Source organism: Mycobacterium sp. 1465703.0 (assembly GCF_001672975.1).
GTDB lineage: Bacteria > Actinomycetota > Actinomycetes > Mycobacteriales > Mycobacteriaceae > Mycobacterium.
Genome location: NZ_LZKU01000188.1, coordinates 1 through 13,961 on the forward strand (window position 1 = coordinate 1; position 13,961 = coordinate 13,961).

Here is a 13,961-nt window from a genome sequence, read left to right on the forward strand (position 1 = left end):
TCGCCGACCTCGACCCGGTGCAACACCTGAGATTTGCCGATCTTTCGCTAGGCCTTGCCCGCATCCTCGTCGAGCAGCCTCTGGTTTCGCGGCAACAGGTCCCAGACATGTTCGGTGGTGTTGACCGCGGCCACCGTCGCTTGACCGGACCGGGAGAACAGCAGCCGAGTCACCGACGCGTAGTCGACGGGAAAGGACAGCAGTCGGGCGGTACCGAGAATTTCGTGCAACAGGACGTTGATCACGCCGCCGTGGCTGAACACCGCCACCGTGTCTTCAGGGTCGCCGGCGGCGACCAGGTCGTCGACCGCTGCGCGTACCCGGGTGCGGAAAGCGTCCTCGTCGACCGCACTGGGCAGATGGCCCTGGGCCAGGCGCGCCCATTCCTCAGGCATCTCGGCACGGATCTGCTCGACGAGGATGCGGGCAAGGCCTAGCGAAAGATCGGCAAATCTCAGGTGTTGCACCGGGTCGAGGTCGGCGATGGTAGACAAGTTCGGTGACCTCAGCTGACCAACTGGAGGGCCTCGACCTGGCCTCGCTGGACCGCTACTTGCGTTCACTCGGGATCGGGCGCGAGGGTGAGTTGCGCGCGGACTTCATTTCCGGTGGTCGCTCGAACCTGACGTTCCGCGTCTATGACGACAGCACCAGTTGGCTGGTGCGGCGGCCGCCGCTGCATGGGTTGACCCCGTCGGCGCACGACATGGCCCGCGAGTACCGCGTCGTTGCGGCGCTGCAGGACACACCGGTTCCGGTGGCGCGCACGATCGGGCTGTGCGAGGACGATTCGGTGCTGGGCGCTCCCTTCCAGATCGTCGAATTCGTCGCCGGCCAGGTGGTGCGTCGTCGCGCTCAACTCGAAGCGTTCAGCCACACCGTCATCGAAGGTTGCGTCGACTCGTTGATCCGGGTGCTCGTCGACCTCCACAACGTCGATCCCAATGCCGTCGGCCTGGCCGATTTCGGCAAGCCCAGCGGTTATCTGGAGCGTCAGGTGCGGCGCTGGGGTTCGCAATGGTCGCTGGTGCGGTTGCCCGAGGACCGTCGCGACGCTGACGTGGAACGGCTGCATTCCGGTCTGGGCGAGGCTATTCCGCAGCAGAGCCGCACGTCGATCGTGCACGGCGACTACCGGATCGACAACACGATCCTGGACGCCGACGACCCGACGAAGGTTCGGGCTGTCGTCGACTGGGAGCTCTCGACGCTGGGGGACCCGCTGTCCGACGCGGCCCTGATGTGCGTGTACCGCGACCCCGCCCTGGATTTGATCGTCAATGCGCAGGCCGCGTGGACGTCACCGTTGTTGCCGACGGCCGACGAATTGGCCGACCGCTATTCGTTGGTGGCCGGTATACCGCTGGCGCATTGGGAGTTCTACATGGCGCTGGCCTACTTCAAGCTCGCCATCATCGCCGCGGGTATCGATTTCCGCCGGCGGATGTCGGATCAGGCGCGCGGAATGGGAGACGCGGCCGAGCACACCCCCGAGGTGGTGGCGCCGCTGATCTCCCGGGGTCTGGCCGAACTGGCCAAGCTGCCCGGCTAGCGGGTGGCGGTGGCGGCGGCGTGCTGCCGTTTTGCCGCGCGCCGCAACTGCAAGATCCGCGCGGTGCCGACCGCGACGGTGATCAGCCCGCCGACCACCGCCGCCAGCAAGATCGCCACGCCCTTGGGCTGGCTCCAGTGCCATCCCAGGAACTGAAAGTCCGTCGGTGTCGTGTTCTGGGTGATGAAAATCAGCAACAGAATCAGGATCACAAAGCCGGCAATCAGCGAGGACCACAGCGCGCCGGCGCGGGTGAATCCGATGGCCGGTTCTTTGGTGCGTGCGCCGGACTTCGGCGCAGGGGTGGTGGTGGGCTTGGGGGGCGGCTGCCCAGGTGACGCAGGGGTTTGGCTGCTCATACTGCCATCTTTGCCCCATCCGACGCAGAATGAAACAGATTCGCCGCAACCAATCGTCGCAGGCCACCGTCCGCGCGGTTCCGGAGTTAGGGTCGGCGATATGACGGTAACGCCGCGCCCGCGAGCTGTGATCACGCACGCGGCAGCATTGCTCACGGCGATGTTCGTCGTTGCGGCGTGCAGCAATTCCGATCCACTGGGGACGCAGGTTCGAAGCCCCAACTCCATCGTGGTCGGCTCCGGGGACTTTCCGGAATCACAGACCATCGCCGAGGTCTACGCACAGGCCTTGGAGGCCAACGGTTTTGAGGTCGGGAGGCGAATGGGTATCGGCAGCCGGGAGACGTATATCCCTGCGCTCAAAGACCATTCCATCGACCTGGTTCCGGAATACATCGGTAATCTGCTGCTCTATTTCGCACCGCAGTCGAAAGCGACCATGATGGGTGCCGTCGAGCTCGAGCTCGGCCAGCAGCTGCCGCACGACCTGTCGATTCTGACGCCCGCCCCGGCCAGCGACACCGATACGGTCAGCGTGACCGACCAAACGGCGAACTCCTGGAGCCTGACGACAATCGCCGATTTGGCCGTCCATTCGGCGGACGTGCGATTCGGGGCGCCCTCGGCGTTCGCCACCCGCCCGGCCGGGTTACCGGGGCTGCGGCAGAAGTACGGACTCGACATCAAACCGGGCAACTTCGTCGCGATCGACGACGGGGGCGGCGCGGTCACCGTGCGCGCATTGATCGAAGGACGGGTGAACGCCGCCAACATTTTCACCACGTCGCCGGCGTTCCTGCAGAACCGCCTGGTCGCCCTCGACGACCCGGAACACAACTTCTTGGCTGGAAACATTGTGCCACTGGTCAATTCACAAAAGAAGTCGGTCCGGCTCAAGAATGTGCTGGATGCTGTGTCGGCGAAGCTGACCACCTCCGGCGTCGCCCGGCTCAACGCGGCGGTGTCCGGAAACTCGGGCGTCGATCCCGACCAGGCGGCACGGAATTGGATACGAGACAACGGCTTCAGCCATCCGATCGGGGCATGACTTGATCATCTTCGACAACGTCAGCAAGGCCTTCGCCGACGGAACCACGGCCGTTAACCAGCTCGACCTGACCATTCCCGACGGCAAGCTGACCGTGTTCGTCGGGTCGTCCGGCAGCGGCAAGACGACGGCGCTGCGAATGATCAACCGGATGATCGAGCCTACGTCGGGCACCATCACCATCAACGGTGTCGACGTCTCCACCCTCGACCCGGTGAAGCTGCGCCTGGGAATCGGTTACGTCATCCAGCACGCCGGGCTGATGCCCCACCAGCGGGTAATCGACAATGTGGCAACCGTGCCGGTATTGCGTGGCCAGCGCCGCCGGGAGGCCCGTAAAGCCGCTTACCAGGTGCTGGAACGGGTGGGGCTGGACGCCAAACTCGCCACCCGGTATCCCGCGCAACTCTCCGGCGGCGAACAGCAGCGGGTCGGCGTGGCGCGAGCGCTGGCCGCCGACCCGCCAATCCTGTTGATGGATGAGCCGTTCTCCGCCGTCGACCCAGTGGTTCGCCACGACCTACAGAACGAAATATTGCGGCTGCAAGGAGAATTGCACAAGACGATCGTTTTCGTCACGCACGACATCGACGAGGCGCTGCGGCTCGGCGAACGAGTGGCGGTATTCAAGGGCGGCTCCTTACAGCAATACGACGAGCCGGCCCGGCTGTTGTCGCGACCGGCCAACGATTTCGTGTCGAGGTTCATCGGTCTGGGGCGTGGCTACCGATGGCTGCAACTCATCGACGCGGCCGGGCTGCCGTTGCATGACGTCGAACAGATCGCGGCCGAGAAGCTCTTGGAGACAGAGTTTTTCGAGGACTGGACCGTTGTGGTCGACCATGCCGGCAAGCCCATCGGCTGGATCGACGGCGAGGGCCTGCGTCGGCACCGCGACGGTGTGCCGTTGTCCGACAGCATGAGTGGGGCCGGATCACTGTTTCGGCAGAGGGGCAATCTGAGCCAGGCACTGGATGCGGCGCTGTCGTCGCCGTCGGGGGTCGGCGTGGCCGTTGATCACGACGGCAGGGTGATCGGCGGCGTGCTGGCCGCCGACGTTTTGGCCGCGGTGGAGTCCCAACGAGTGCGCCCGGCGCGAGATCGGGGGACCTAGCCGATGCGCTATCTGCTCACCCATCTCGACGACGCCTGGGCGCTGACCGTCGTGCACTTATGGCTGTCGTTGCTGCCGGTGCTGATCGGGTTGGCCATCGCGCTGCCGCTGGGCATGCTGGTGCAGCGCACCCGAATCGCGCGCCGACTGACCACGGCGGCGGCCAGTGTGGTGTTCACCATCCCGTCGCTGGCGCTGTTCGTAGTGCTGCCGGTGCTCATCGGCACCCGCATCCTGGACGAGGCGAATGTGATGGTGGCGTTGACGGCCTACACCGCCGCGCTGCTGGTGCGCGCGGTGCTCGAGGCGCTGGACGCGGTACCGGCGCAGGTACGTGACGCCGCTACGGCGGTCGGCTACCCGCCGATCACCCGGAAGCTGAAAGTCGAGCTGCCGCTTGCGGTTCCGGTACTCACAGCTGGGCTGCGGGTGGTGGTGGTCACCAATATCGCCATGGTCTCGGTCGGTTCGGTCATCGGCATCGGGGGATTGGGCAGCTGGTTCACTCAGGGGTACCAAACAGACAAGAGTGATCAGATCCTGGCCGGCATCATCGCATTGTTTGTGCTGGCCGTCGTGATCGATCTGTTCATCGTCGTGATCGGCCGGCTGGCCACGCCCTGGGCGCACGCCACGCGCGGCACCGGCCGCCGCTCGGTGGTGGCGCCGGTAGTCGGCGGTGCGCGGTGAACTTCGTCGAAGGCGCGATCTCCTATGTCTTTACCGCCGACAACTGGACCGGCCCGGTCGGGCTGGCGGCCCGCATCCTGGAACATCTCGAGTACACCGTCCTTGCGGTGGGTGCCTCGGCGCTGATCGCGGTTCCGGTCGGCCTGATCATCGGGCACACCGGCCGCGGCACTCTGCTGGTGGTGGGCGCCGTCAACGGGTTGCGCTCCCTGCCGACGTTGGGCGTGCTGCTGTTCGGCACACTGCTGTTCGGGTTGGGCATGGGACCGTCTTTGGTGGCGCTGATGCTGCTGGGAGTGCCGGCGCTGTTGGCCGGCACCTATGCCGGTATCGCCAGCGTCGAGCCGACGGTCGTCGACGCGGCACGGGCGATGGGCATGACCGAGGCGCAGGTGCTGCTGCGCGTCGAGGTGCCGAACGCGCTGCCGCTGATTCTGGGCGGGCTGCGCAACGCGACCCTGCAAGTCGTCGCGACCGCCACCGTGGCCGCCTACGCCAGTCTCGGCGGTCTGGGCAGATACCTGATCGACGGGATCAAAGAGCGCGAGTTTCATCTGGCCCTTGTCGGGGCGTTGATGGTGGCCGCGTTGGCGCTGGTGCTCGATGGACTGCTGGCGTCGGCGGTGTGGATTTCGGTGCCCGGCACCGGGCGGCTGCGACGAACATACCGGGCACTGCCGCAGCGGTTGGCGGGCACGTCTTACGGTAGATGAGTGAACGCAGCCCCTTCTGATCCGTCGCGCCGTGTATGGCAGGCGATGCTGACCTGGCGCGCACAGGATGCTCCCCGAATGGAATCGGTACGAATCCAGGTGTCCGGCAACAGAATCAAGGCCAATGGCCGCATCATTGCCGCCGCCACCGAGGCCAACCCGGCGTTCGGCGCGTACTACGACCTGCAGACCGATGAAACCGGTGCCACCAAGCGGCTCGGGATGACCGTCACCCTGGCCGAGCGGGAACGAGTGTTCTCCTTCGCCCGCGACGAGGAGAACATGTGGTTGGTCACCGACCATCAGGGCGAACACCGCGCGGCCTATAACGGCGCTCTAGACGTCGACGTGGAGTTCAGCCCCTTCTTCAACGCGCTGCCCATCCGGCGGCTCGGGTTATATCAGCGAGCGGCCTCGGTCACACTGCCTGTGGTCTACGTGAACCTGCCGGAGATGTCCGTCACAGCGGACAGCGTGAGCTACAGCAGCACGGGCAGTCTGGATGAGATCAAGTTGCGTTCGCCGATCTCTGACACCACGGTGGGCGTCGACGAGGAAGGATTCATCGTCGACTATCCAGGCTTGGCAGAGCGGATCTGACCACGCCGCCAGCCCGGCCCGCGGCGGCCAATTCCTGACGCCAGTTTTCGGCGCCGACGACGACGTGGAAGATGTCGGTGCGCGGGAAGCTGTCGTAACGCGTTCGTGCGGCATGGCCGGATTCGATGAGGTCGGCGGCCGAGTGATGGGAAGCCAGCGATTCGCGGGCCCGACTCAGCAGCTCGATCACGCGGTCGGCGGTATGCACCAGTTGTTCGGAGTTGCCTTCGCACATTGCCCGGACCAGATCCGGGGCGGTGGCCGCCACCCGGGTGCCGTCGCGAAATGACCCGGCGGCCAGCGGGAAGGCCAACGGGACGTCTCCGGCGACGACCGCCAACGCCTCGGCGAGCAGGTGGGGCAGATGCGAGATGGCCGCGGCGGCGGCGTCGTGCTCGTCGGACCTGGCCGGCACCACCACCGCCCCGCAGTCCAGCGCCAAGGTCGTCACCGTCGTCCAGACCGTCGGATCGACATGGTCGTCGACGCTCACCACCCACGGGGCGCCGGTGAACAGGCCGGCGTAGCCGGCGGTCCAACCCGAATGCGCGGTGCCCGCCATCGGGTGACCCCCGACGAAACGCTCCAGCAGACCGGCTGCGCCGACGGCGTCGAGCACCGCCTGCTTGACGCTGGTGACGTCGGTCAACGGACACTCCGGCGCCGCCACCTTGATGTGGGCGAGCATGCCCGCCATCGCCGGCATCGGCACGGCCAGCACGATCAACGCTTCGGCGTCGGCGGCGCGCGACAGGGTCGCGGTCAGATCGGTGGTGGCGTCAAAACCGTCAGCCGTCGCGGCCTGCGCACCCTCCACCGAGCGGTTGTAGCCGAACACCTCACGACCAGCTGCCGTGGCGGCCCGCATTATCGAGCCGCCGATCAGTCCCAGCCCGAGCACGCACACCGGTGTCTTAGAACGAGGGCTTGCCACATTTTAAGGTTGGCACATCCGGTCGACCACGGCGCCGTCAGATGTCGCGGCTACCTGGCGCCCATCTGGTCAGGGACCTGGTCAGGGACTACCGTAAGCGGCCATGGGAGCACAACGTGCCTCTGCTCAGGGCCTGTCCGCGGACACGCCGGACGGCTTCGGCGTCGCGGTCGTGCGCGAAGAGGGGCAGTGGCGCTGTGCTCCGATGGCCCGTAAGTCGCTGATGAGCCTGTCCGCCGCCGAGACGGAGCTGTGCGATTTGCGCAGTTCCGGGGCCGTATTCGGGCTGCTTGACGTGGATGACGAATTCTTCGTCATCGTGCGTCCGGCACCGTCGGGAACCCGGTTGTTGCTCTCGGATGCCACCGCGGCGCTGGATTACGACATCGCCGCGGAAGTGCTCGACAAGCTGGACGCCGACATCGATCCGGAGGATCTCGAGGACTCAGATCCCTTCGAAGAAGGCGACTTAGGGTTGCTGTCCGACATCGGGCTACCCGAGGCGGTCCTCGGGGTGATCCTCGATGAGACCGATCTCTACGCCGACGAACAACTGGGCCGCATTGCCCGCGAAATGGGCTTCGCCGATCAGCTGTCGGCGGTGATCGACCGGCTCGGTCGGTGATCGCAGACGAAGACCTGATCCGTTCCGCACTGTCGGTTGCCGCGACCGCGGGTCCCCGCGATGTGCCCATCGGCGCCGTGGTGATCAGCGCCGACGGAACGGAGCTGGCCCGCGCCGTCAATGCCCGCGAGGCCCTGGGCGATCCCACGGCCCACGCCGAGATCCTGGCACTGCGCGCGGCGGCCGAGGTACTGGGGGACGGCTGGCGGCTGGAAGGCGCCACGCTGGCGGTCACCGTCGAACCGTGCACCATGTGCGCGGGCGCGCTGGTGCTGTCGCGTGTCGCCCGGCTGGTGTTCGGCGCCTGGGAGCCCAAGACCGGGGCGGTCGGATCGTTGTGGGACGTGGTCCGCGATCGGCGGCTCAATCACCGCCCGGAAGTGCGCGGCGGTGTACTGGCACAAGAGTGCGCCGCGCCAGTGGAGGCCTTCTTCGCCCAACAGCGATTGGGGTGACAGGCCTTCGGTTGGGTAAGCTGCTCGGCGGTGGCGTGTCCGAGCGGCCTAAGGAGCACGCCTCGAAAGCGTGTGACGGCTAAAACCGTCCGAGGGTTCAAATCCCTCCGCCACCGCCAAAACTGCACCGACGTAAGTGGTCTTCCGATTTGCTGGGAGGCTGGCTGATGTCGCGCAGCGTCCACGTCGGGTGAACGCCCGAAAAGTCGCGGTTTAAAAATCACCTTTTTGGGCAAACAGCGGCATGATCGCACGTCACACCCCTCGTCTCGTTGCTCCCGCGGTAGCCGCGGCGTCTGGCGTCGCCGCTTCCGTCCTCGCCTCCGCCATCCCCACGGCAGCCGCCAGTCCATGTCCGGACGTTCAGGTGGTGTTCGCCCGCGGCACTGACGATCCACCCGGTCTCGGCCCGACCGGGCAGGCATTCGTCGACTCCCTGCAGTCGCGCGTCGGCGCAAAGTCGTTCGATGTATATCCGGTCAATTACCCCGCTACCCACGAGTGGACGACCGCGGGCGAGGCCGGTGTCACCGACGCGGGCGCACACGTCGTTTCGATGGCGCATGATTGCCCCAACACCAAGATGGTGCTCGGCGGCTATTCCCAAGGCGCGGCCGTGATGGGTTTCGTCACCTCACCTACCGTCCCCACTGGGATCGATCCGGCGGCCGTGCCCAAACCGATGGATCCAGAAGTTGCCAACCACGTGTCCTCTGTCGTGCTCTTCGCATTGCCGAGCGCCAAGGCGATGAACTTCTTCGGCGAGCCGCCGGTCACCATCGGCCCGCTCTATCAGGCCAAGACGATCCAGGTGTGCGCCGCCGAGGACCCGATCTGCTCCGACGGGATGAATTTCGCTGCACACGACACGTATTCGACCAACACGGCAATGATTGAGAAGGGCGCGGCCTTCGCGGCCAGCATGCTCGGCGCAGCCCCTGGCTGGCACGGATCGGTGTAAGCGGTTCCGTCGCCGATTGGCGCTCAACGCTTCTGAACCACTAATTTTCCTGAGGTGAAGTTCTCAGCTGCTGGTGCAGTCGCGCGATGGATCGCCCCCCTACTCACGGTTGTGGCCCTGGCCGGCACGGCTTTTATCGCCGGCCCGGCGCAGGTTCGTCCCGTCCCCACGTTGCGGCTGGTCGCCGACGGCGACCCGTTGGCCGGAGCGCCGTTCTACGTAAATCCGGCATCGGCGGCCATGCGCGCCGCGCAGAGCGCCGACCCGCCGAGCCCGGAGTTGACCGCGATCGCCAGCACGCCGCAGGCGTACTGGATCGTCCCCGGCGGGTCGGCGGCAACGGTCGGCAAGTATGTCGGCGACGCGAATGCTGCCGGCGCCATCCCGGTGCTGGCGATTTACGGAATCCCGCACCGCGACTGTGGCAGCTTCGCTGCCGGTGGCATGGCGTCGGCCGACGACTACCGCTCGTGGATCGACGGCATCGCATCCGGCGTGGGCACCTCGCGGGTGGCGATCATCGTCGAGCCCGACGCGCTCGCCATGGCCGACTGTCTGTCGGGTGATCAGCGCCAAGAGCGCTTTGACTTGGTTCGCTATGCCGTCGACGCGCTGACCCGGGATCCCAACGCGGCTGTCTATGTCGATGCCGGCCACCTCCGCTGGCACACCGCTGAGGACATGGCAGCCAGGCTCACCCAGGCCGGTGTCGGCCACGCACGGGGTTTCAGTCTCAACACCGCGAACTTCTTCACCACTGAGGACGAAATCGGCTACGGCGAGGCGATTTCGGGGCTCACAAACGGTTCGCACTACGTGATCGACACGTCGCGCAATGGTGTCGGACCGGCGCCCGACTCCGAACTCAACTGGTGCAACCCCAGCGGTCGAGCACTGGGCACTCCGCCAACCGCCGCGACTGCGGGAGCGCACGCCGACGCCTACTTGTGGATCAAGCGTCCCGGTGAATCCGATGGAACATGCGGCAAAGGTGATCCGCCGGCGGGCAACTTCGTGAATCAGTACGCCATCGATCTGGTTCACAACGTGGGCCACTAGTTGCCGCGCACCGATTCGTGATTCCTGACCGCACTTGGTTGAAATTGGATAACATTTAGGTACCGAAAACAGCGAAGCTCGCACGGCAAGAGGCATCATGGCCAACAAAGTCGAGATCACCGCCGTCCTTGCGATCTGCACTGCCCTCATATCGGCTCCCGGTGCACTGTCCGGATTCGTCGCGCACGCCGACGATCCAGCGACCACGGTGTACAACGGCGTCAACCAGCTTCGTCAGGGATGCGGGCCGATCAGCGACGACCCGCGTTTGGCCGAGGCAGCCCAGCGGCACGCCGACGACATGCTGCGCAACGGGGTGAGTGGACACATCGGTTCGGACGGCTCGTCGCCGCAGGCGCGTATCACTGCTGCGGGCTACCGGAGTAGGTACTCGGGTGAGATCGTCTTCTGGGGCACCGGATCCGCGGCGACGCCCAAGGACGCCCTGGACATGTGGATGCAGAGCCCGCCACACCGAGACATCATTCTGAACTGTGCGTATAACGCGGGCGGCTTCGCCACCGCCTGGGACGGCAACAAGATGACCGTCGTGGGTGATTTCGCAGCGTCGTAAAACCGTTCAGGACAAGCGGTTTCGGGTGGCACCAATGACATGACTTCGCCCCGCAACAGCCGTCTAGTCGGCAATTACACGTGAGGCAGCCATCCAGATCCCTTGGGCGACAGCACAAAGCCGCGGCCCTGTGAGTCCTTGCATGCAGTCGTGCCGGCATTATCTGCGCCGCAGATAATGCCATTTACCGTGATGGAATGACCCGGAGGAAGCGTTTTGACGGGATGTCCCTCGATCACGCGTGACGGTTCGCCCTCATTGGTCTGCTTCAGCCCGGTACTGGTTCCGATCCAATTAACCCCGGTGATGCCGGCATCCGGATGTGAAGGCGCCGGCGGTACCGCGGGCAAGTTATTCCCACTGCACTGGGCTTGGTCAGGAGTGAAGTTGCAAACTACCCCGTCAGGGGTGAGGAAATAGACCGTGGGAAGCGGTGCCCGGCCGGGGTTGGGAACGTCAATCGTGTAATCGCTGGCGTTCACCGGGGCGTCCGCGCTGAGGTCGGGAAATGTGGGTGGATCGGCATGCGCCGCGCATGCGACTGAGATAGCAGCGCCGACGAGTGTGGTGACGCCGGCCAGTTTCTTGGTGACCATATGCTTCCTCTCGGTTCAGGCGGCCCGGTCAATGGTAGGGGTCGATTTGAAACTCTCGGGTGTTGTATGGAGTACCGAACGGCACACCGCTGCCATCCTTTGCCGTATTCCACTGACTGACAAGGATTTTCATGTCGTCCAGCGTTGATCCGGGCACGATATATCCACCGTACGGTTGCGGGATGAACTTTGTGGCTGTGTTATCGCCATTCTGCGCAACCAGTGTCGTCGGCACGTTCGAGCCGAACATTTCGGTTGGCTTGGCGCCTACCCGCACTTCAATACTTCCTTGATGCGCATCGACATTGAAACCGGACAAGACGGGCTTCCCACCGATTTCCCGAAAGCTGAGCTCGCCATAACGATTGGTAGTGACCTGTAAGGCCTGTTGTCCGGGCTTTCCCCAGTCGTTTCCGTTCCAAGGTTGCCAGGTTGAACGATCGAACACGTTCCCAGGATCTGCACGGTACATGGTGATGCCCCGGCTGCGGTCGAAGGAATCAGCGGCGATGTAGACCTTGCCGTCCGAACCCTTGTAGCCGCTGACCTGGGTGGGCGCTTCACCGGCGGCTCGGTATGACCCCGGAACCATCGTCCACCCCTTACCGGGGTTACCGTTCACTTCGACCAGCCACGAAGCCGCCGGCTGAAGGTTTCCGGTCGTGCCCGTCACCATCATGTACGTCTTGTCGCCCAGCGTGATCGTCCCAGCGGGCAGCGTGTCGCTGATACCCGCCTTGACCGCCTCGGCCGGCATGGTGAAGAGCTCCTGACCACTGTTCGCCGGTCCGGTCAATGGCGCTCCGAAATGGGGGTGTCCTTCAGCGTCGAAGGTCACCGGCACGGCCACCGATCGGTAGTGCTCACCCTCGCCAACCTTGTTGCCCGAGAACGAATCCCCGAAGATCGCGAGGTATTTCCCGGGCTGCCCGGGTATCTCGACGACTTCTCCCAAGTCCGCCGCCCCGATCCCGGGGATGCCTGGAATACCGCCGGTACCGGCTATTGGGCCGAGATCCCTTACCTCACCCGGCTTCAACGGACTTTCCATGCAGGTGTCGACGGTTGTGGGCGGGTCGTAGCCGTCGCCGTGCAGAGCGTCCAGCGATTTACGAAGAGTTTCCGAGTAGGCGTTACGGATTGAATTCATTTGCTTGACAGCATCACGGACGTCGTCCACGGCGTCGGCGTGTGCAGCCTTCATCAGTGCCTGCAGTTTGTCGCGTTCCGTCGCGGGGAGGTCGAGCTTCAGATCCGCTTTTATCGCGCCGATGAGCCTGTCGAGCTCTCGCAACTCACCCTCCAGAGTCGCGATCTCTTGAGCCCCTCGTTTCTGCGCCTCTGTCAATGCGGCGGCAATGTTTTCCAAGTCAACGCCAATCTTCGGCAGCTTCTCCGACTGCGCGCCAAGGGATTTGGTCACCCGCTGCACTTCGTCGGCGTCGTTGATCGGGTGGTCACCGATCTGGTGATTCCAGGCGGCGTCGAAACGCTTGCGGGCCTGCTCGAAGTCCTGGCTGGCCGCGGCTGTGCAGCGGGCAGCGGTATGAAAGGCCTCGGCCAACCGGGAGATCTGAAAAGGGCTGCCGGCCTGCAAGCTCTGGTTGATTGCCCACGGGTCACCGCCGGCGGACGCGATCAGTTCCGCTTCGCTCAGATTTGTCAGCTGCATGCCACCGCCAACGGTCGTGTGGCATCGACGAACATCGCGCCCCCTTCTGAGCTGGTACAACCCTACTACTGGAAGGCGGGCGATGACCGATCAGGCGGGCGACAGGAGAAGTTCAGGTCTGGCTTCCGGCCAACTTTCGAACCGTCAGAACTTCGATGTCTTGGAACGGCCGTCCCTCAGGCCGGATCAAATCGTGGAACCACACTTTCGGGACAGAGGTGTAGGGGTGATCCCAGGAGTCCCAGGGGAAGTACGTCTGGGTCTTGCCGGCAACCAGACCCCAGTTGATGGCACCGACGTTGTGGCGCTTCGCGACAGGCAGGATTGATTGCACGGTGCTGCCCTGGGGCCGCGCCATGTATTCCGTGCACAGGATCGGCCGGCCCAGCGGGGTGAGCTCGTTGATCCGAGATTCGAAGCCGGTGGGCTCGGCGTAGGAGTGGAACGTGATCACGTCGGCGTTGGCGAGCTGGATGTCGCTGATTGCACTGCGGCGCTGCGGTTCTCCCCAATCTCCGCGCCACACACCACTCGTCAGCGGCTGGCTGGGATCCACCGCCCGGGCCCACCGAAACACCTGAGGGAGCAGATTGGCGACCAGTTGCTGTTTGTCGCTTCTCTCAACATTGCGGTATTGGCGTGCCGGGTTGTCGGGCTCGTTCCACAGGTCCCAGCCCAAAATCCGGTTGTCGTTACGGAATTGGGTCATCACCGCGGTGACGTAGTCACGCATGACCGCGACATAGCGAGGGTCGCCCAGGCGTTCGGCACCTGGGCTCTGTGCCCACCCCGAGTTGTGCACTCCGGGTCTTGGCGCGCGCTGCCGACCGGCGCGGGGCTGCGGATCCCAACATGAGTCGAAGAAGACCAACAGCGGTTTGATGCGGTGCCGCGCCGCGATATCGACGAATTGCCCTAGGCGCGTTTGGAAGCCGCGCTGGTCGGCCGCCCAGAGCTGATCGTGAAGGAATATCCGTGCGGTGTTGTGGCCATAGAACTGGGCCCAGCC

Annotated in this window: 17 protein-coding genes and 1 tRNA gene; 12 read left to right on the forward strand and 6 right to left on the reverse strand. The window is 64.9% G+C overall.

Annotated elements, in window-relative coordinates; genetic code table 11:
• Positions 1 to 47: 47 nt before the first annotated feature.
• Complete coding sequence (locus A5625_RS17285; RefSeq protein ID WP_255397988.1) at positions 48 to 467, reverse strand: histidine phosphatase family protein; 420 nt, start codon at positions 465 to 467, stop codon at positions 48 to 50.
• Positions 468 to 499: 32 nt separating this feature from the next.
• On the opposite strand from A5625_RS17285, the gene A5625_RS17290 reads away from it, so the two are divergent.
• The gene (locus tag A5625_RS17290; protein ID WP_066996394.1) at positions 500 to 1,552 is read left to right on the forward strand and encodes a phosphotransferase family protein; all 1,053 of its coding nucleotides are present in this window, start codon (positions 500 to 502) and stop codon (positions 1,550 to 1,552) included.
• Here A5625_RS17290 and A5625_RS17295 read toward each other — a convergent pair.
• Entirely contained in the window at positions 1,549 to 1,911 is a 363-nt protein-coding gene (locus tag A5625_RS17295) for a lipopolysaccharide assembly LapA domain-containing protein (RefSeq protein WP_066996397.1), read from the reverse strand. The genes A5625_RS17290 and A5625_RS17295 overlap by 4 nt on opposite strands.
• A 160-nt stretch (positions 1,912 to 2,071) precedes the next feature.
• Here A5625_RS17295 and A5625_RS17300 point away from each other — a divergent pair, with 160 nt between their 5' ends.
• The 5 genes from A5625_RS17300 to A5625_RS17320 are packed head-to-tail and all read left to right on the forward strand — an operon-like array spanning position 2,072 to position 6,076.
• Complete coding sequence (locus tag A5625_RS17300) at positions 2,072 to 2,959, forward strand: ABC transporter substrate-binding protein (protein WP_369830022.1); 888 nt, start codon at positions 2,072 to 2,074, stop codon at positions 2,957 to 2,959.
• Between the two features lies 1 nt (position 2,960).
• Complete coding sequence (locus A5625_RS17305) at positions 2,961 to 4,073, forward strand: ABC transporter ATP-binding protein (protein WP_066996403.1); 1,113 nt, start codon at positions 2,961 to 2,963, stop codon at positions 4,071 to 4,073.
• A gap of 3 nt (positions 4,074 to 4,076) precedes the next feature.
• Positions 4,077 to 4,763 (forward strand): ABC transporter permease, encoded by a 687-nt coding sequence (locus A5625_RS17310; RefSeq protein ID WP_066996406.1) that lies wholly within the window; start codon positions 4,077 to 4,079, stop codon positions 4,761 to 4,763.
• Entirely contained in the window at positions 4,760 to 5,476 is a 717-nt protein-coding gene (locus tag A5625_RS17315) for an ABC transporter permease (protein WP_066996409.1), read from the forward strand. Before A5625_RS17310 ends, A5625_RS17315 begins: the two co-directional genes overlap by 4 nt.
• Positions 5,477 to 6,076 (forward strand): putative glycolipid-binding domain-containing protein, encoded by a 600-nt coding sequence (locus A5625_RS17320; protein ID WP_082984443.1) that lies wholly within the window; start codon positions 5,477 to 5,479, stop codon positions 6,074 to 6,076.
• Here A5625_RS17320 and A5625_RS17325 read toward each other — a convergent pair.
• Positions 6,039 to 6,983 (reverse strand): prephenate dehydrogenase, encoded by a 945-nt coding sequence (locus A5625_RS17325; RefSeq protein WP_082984444.1) that lies wholly within the window; start codon positions 6,981 to 6,983, stop codon positions 6,039 to 6,041. The two genes, A5625_RS17320 and A5625_RS17325, sit on opposite strands and share 38 nt — an antisense overlap.
• Positions 6,984 to 7,113: 130 nt before the next feature.
• Here A5625_RS17325 and A5625_RS17330 point away from each other — a divergent pair, with 130 nt between their 5' ends.
• The 6 genes from A5625_RS17330 (at position 7,114) to A5625_RS17355 (ending at position 10,684) form a co-directional block, all read left to right on the forward strand.
• Positions 7,114 to 7,635: a tRNA adenosine deaminase-associated protein gene (locus tag A5625_RS17330; RefSeq protein WP_066996419.1), complete on the forward strand. Its 522-nt coding sequence runs from the start codon at positions 7,114 to 7,116 to the stop codon at positions 7,633 to 7,635.
• On the forward strand, positions 7,632 to 8,090 hold the full coding sequence (locus A5625_RS17335; RefSeq protein ID WP_066996423.1) for a nucleoside deaminase: 459 nt from the start codon (positions 7,632 to 7,634) through the stop codon (positions 8,088 to 8,090). Before A5625_RS17330 ends, A5625_RS17335 begins: the two co-directional genes overlap by 4 nt.
• Positions 8,091 to 8,119: 29 nt before the next feature.
• A tRNA-Ser gene (locus tag A5625_RS17340) sits at positions 8,120 to 8,209 on the forward strand.
• 125 nt (positions 8,210 to 8,334) lie between these two features.
• Positions 8,335 to 9,051 (forward strand): cutinase family protein, encoded by a 717-nt coding sequence (locus A5625_RS17345; RefSeq protein ID WP_066996426.1) that lies wholly within the window; start codon positions 8,335 to 8,337, stop codon positions 9,049 to 9,051.
• A 54-nt stretch (positions 9,052 to 9,105) separates the two neighbouring features.
• The gene (locus tag A5625_RS17350) at positions 9,106 to 10,110 is read left to right on the forward strand and encodes a glycoside hydrolase family 6 protein (protein WP_066996429.1); all 1,005 of its coding nucleotides are present in this window, start codon (positions 9,106 to 9,108) and stop codon (positions 10,108 to 10,110) included.
• Between the two features lie 97 nt (positions 10,111 to 10,207).
• Positions 10,208 to 10,684 (forward strand): CAP domain-containing protein, encoded by a 477-nt coding sequence (locus A5625_RS17355; protein ID WP_197516141.1) that lies wholly within the window; start codon positions 10,208 to 10,210, stop codon positions 10,682 to 10,684.
• A gap of 74 nt (positions 10,685 to 10,758) precedes the next feature.
• Here A5625_RS17355 and A5625_RS17360 read toward each other — a convergent pair whose 3' ends face one another.
• The 3 genes from A5625_RS17360 to A5625_RS17370 form a co-directional block, all read right to left on the reverse strand.
• Positions 10,759 to 11,280: a hypothetical protein gene (locus A5625_RS17360; RefSeq protein ID WP_066996432.1), complete on the reverse strand. Its 522-nt coding sequence runs from the start codon at positions 11,278 to 11,280 to the stop codon at positions 10,759 to 10,761.
• 28 nt (positions 11,281 to 11,308) lie between these two features.
• A complete protein-coding gene (locus A5625_RS17365) occupies positions 11,309 to 12,952 on the reverse strand; it encodes a DUF4185 domain-containing protein (protein WP_066996435.1) in 1,644 nt (547 codons plus the stop codon).
• Between the two features lie 112 nt (positions 12,953 to 13,064).
• Positions 13,065 to 13,961: cellulase family glycosylhydrolase (locus A5625_RS17370; protein WP_066996439.1), on the reverse strand; the 897-nt coding region annotated here is incomplete at its 5' end.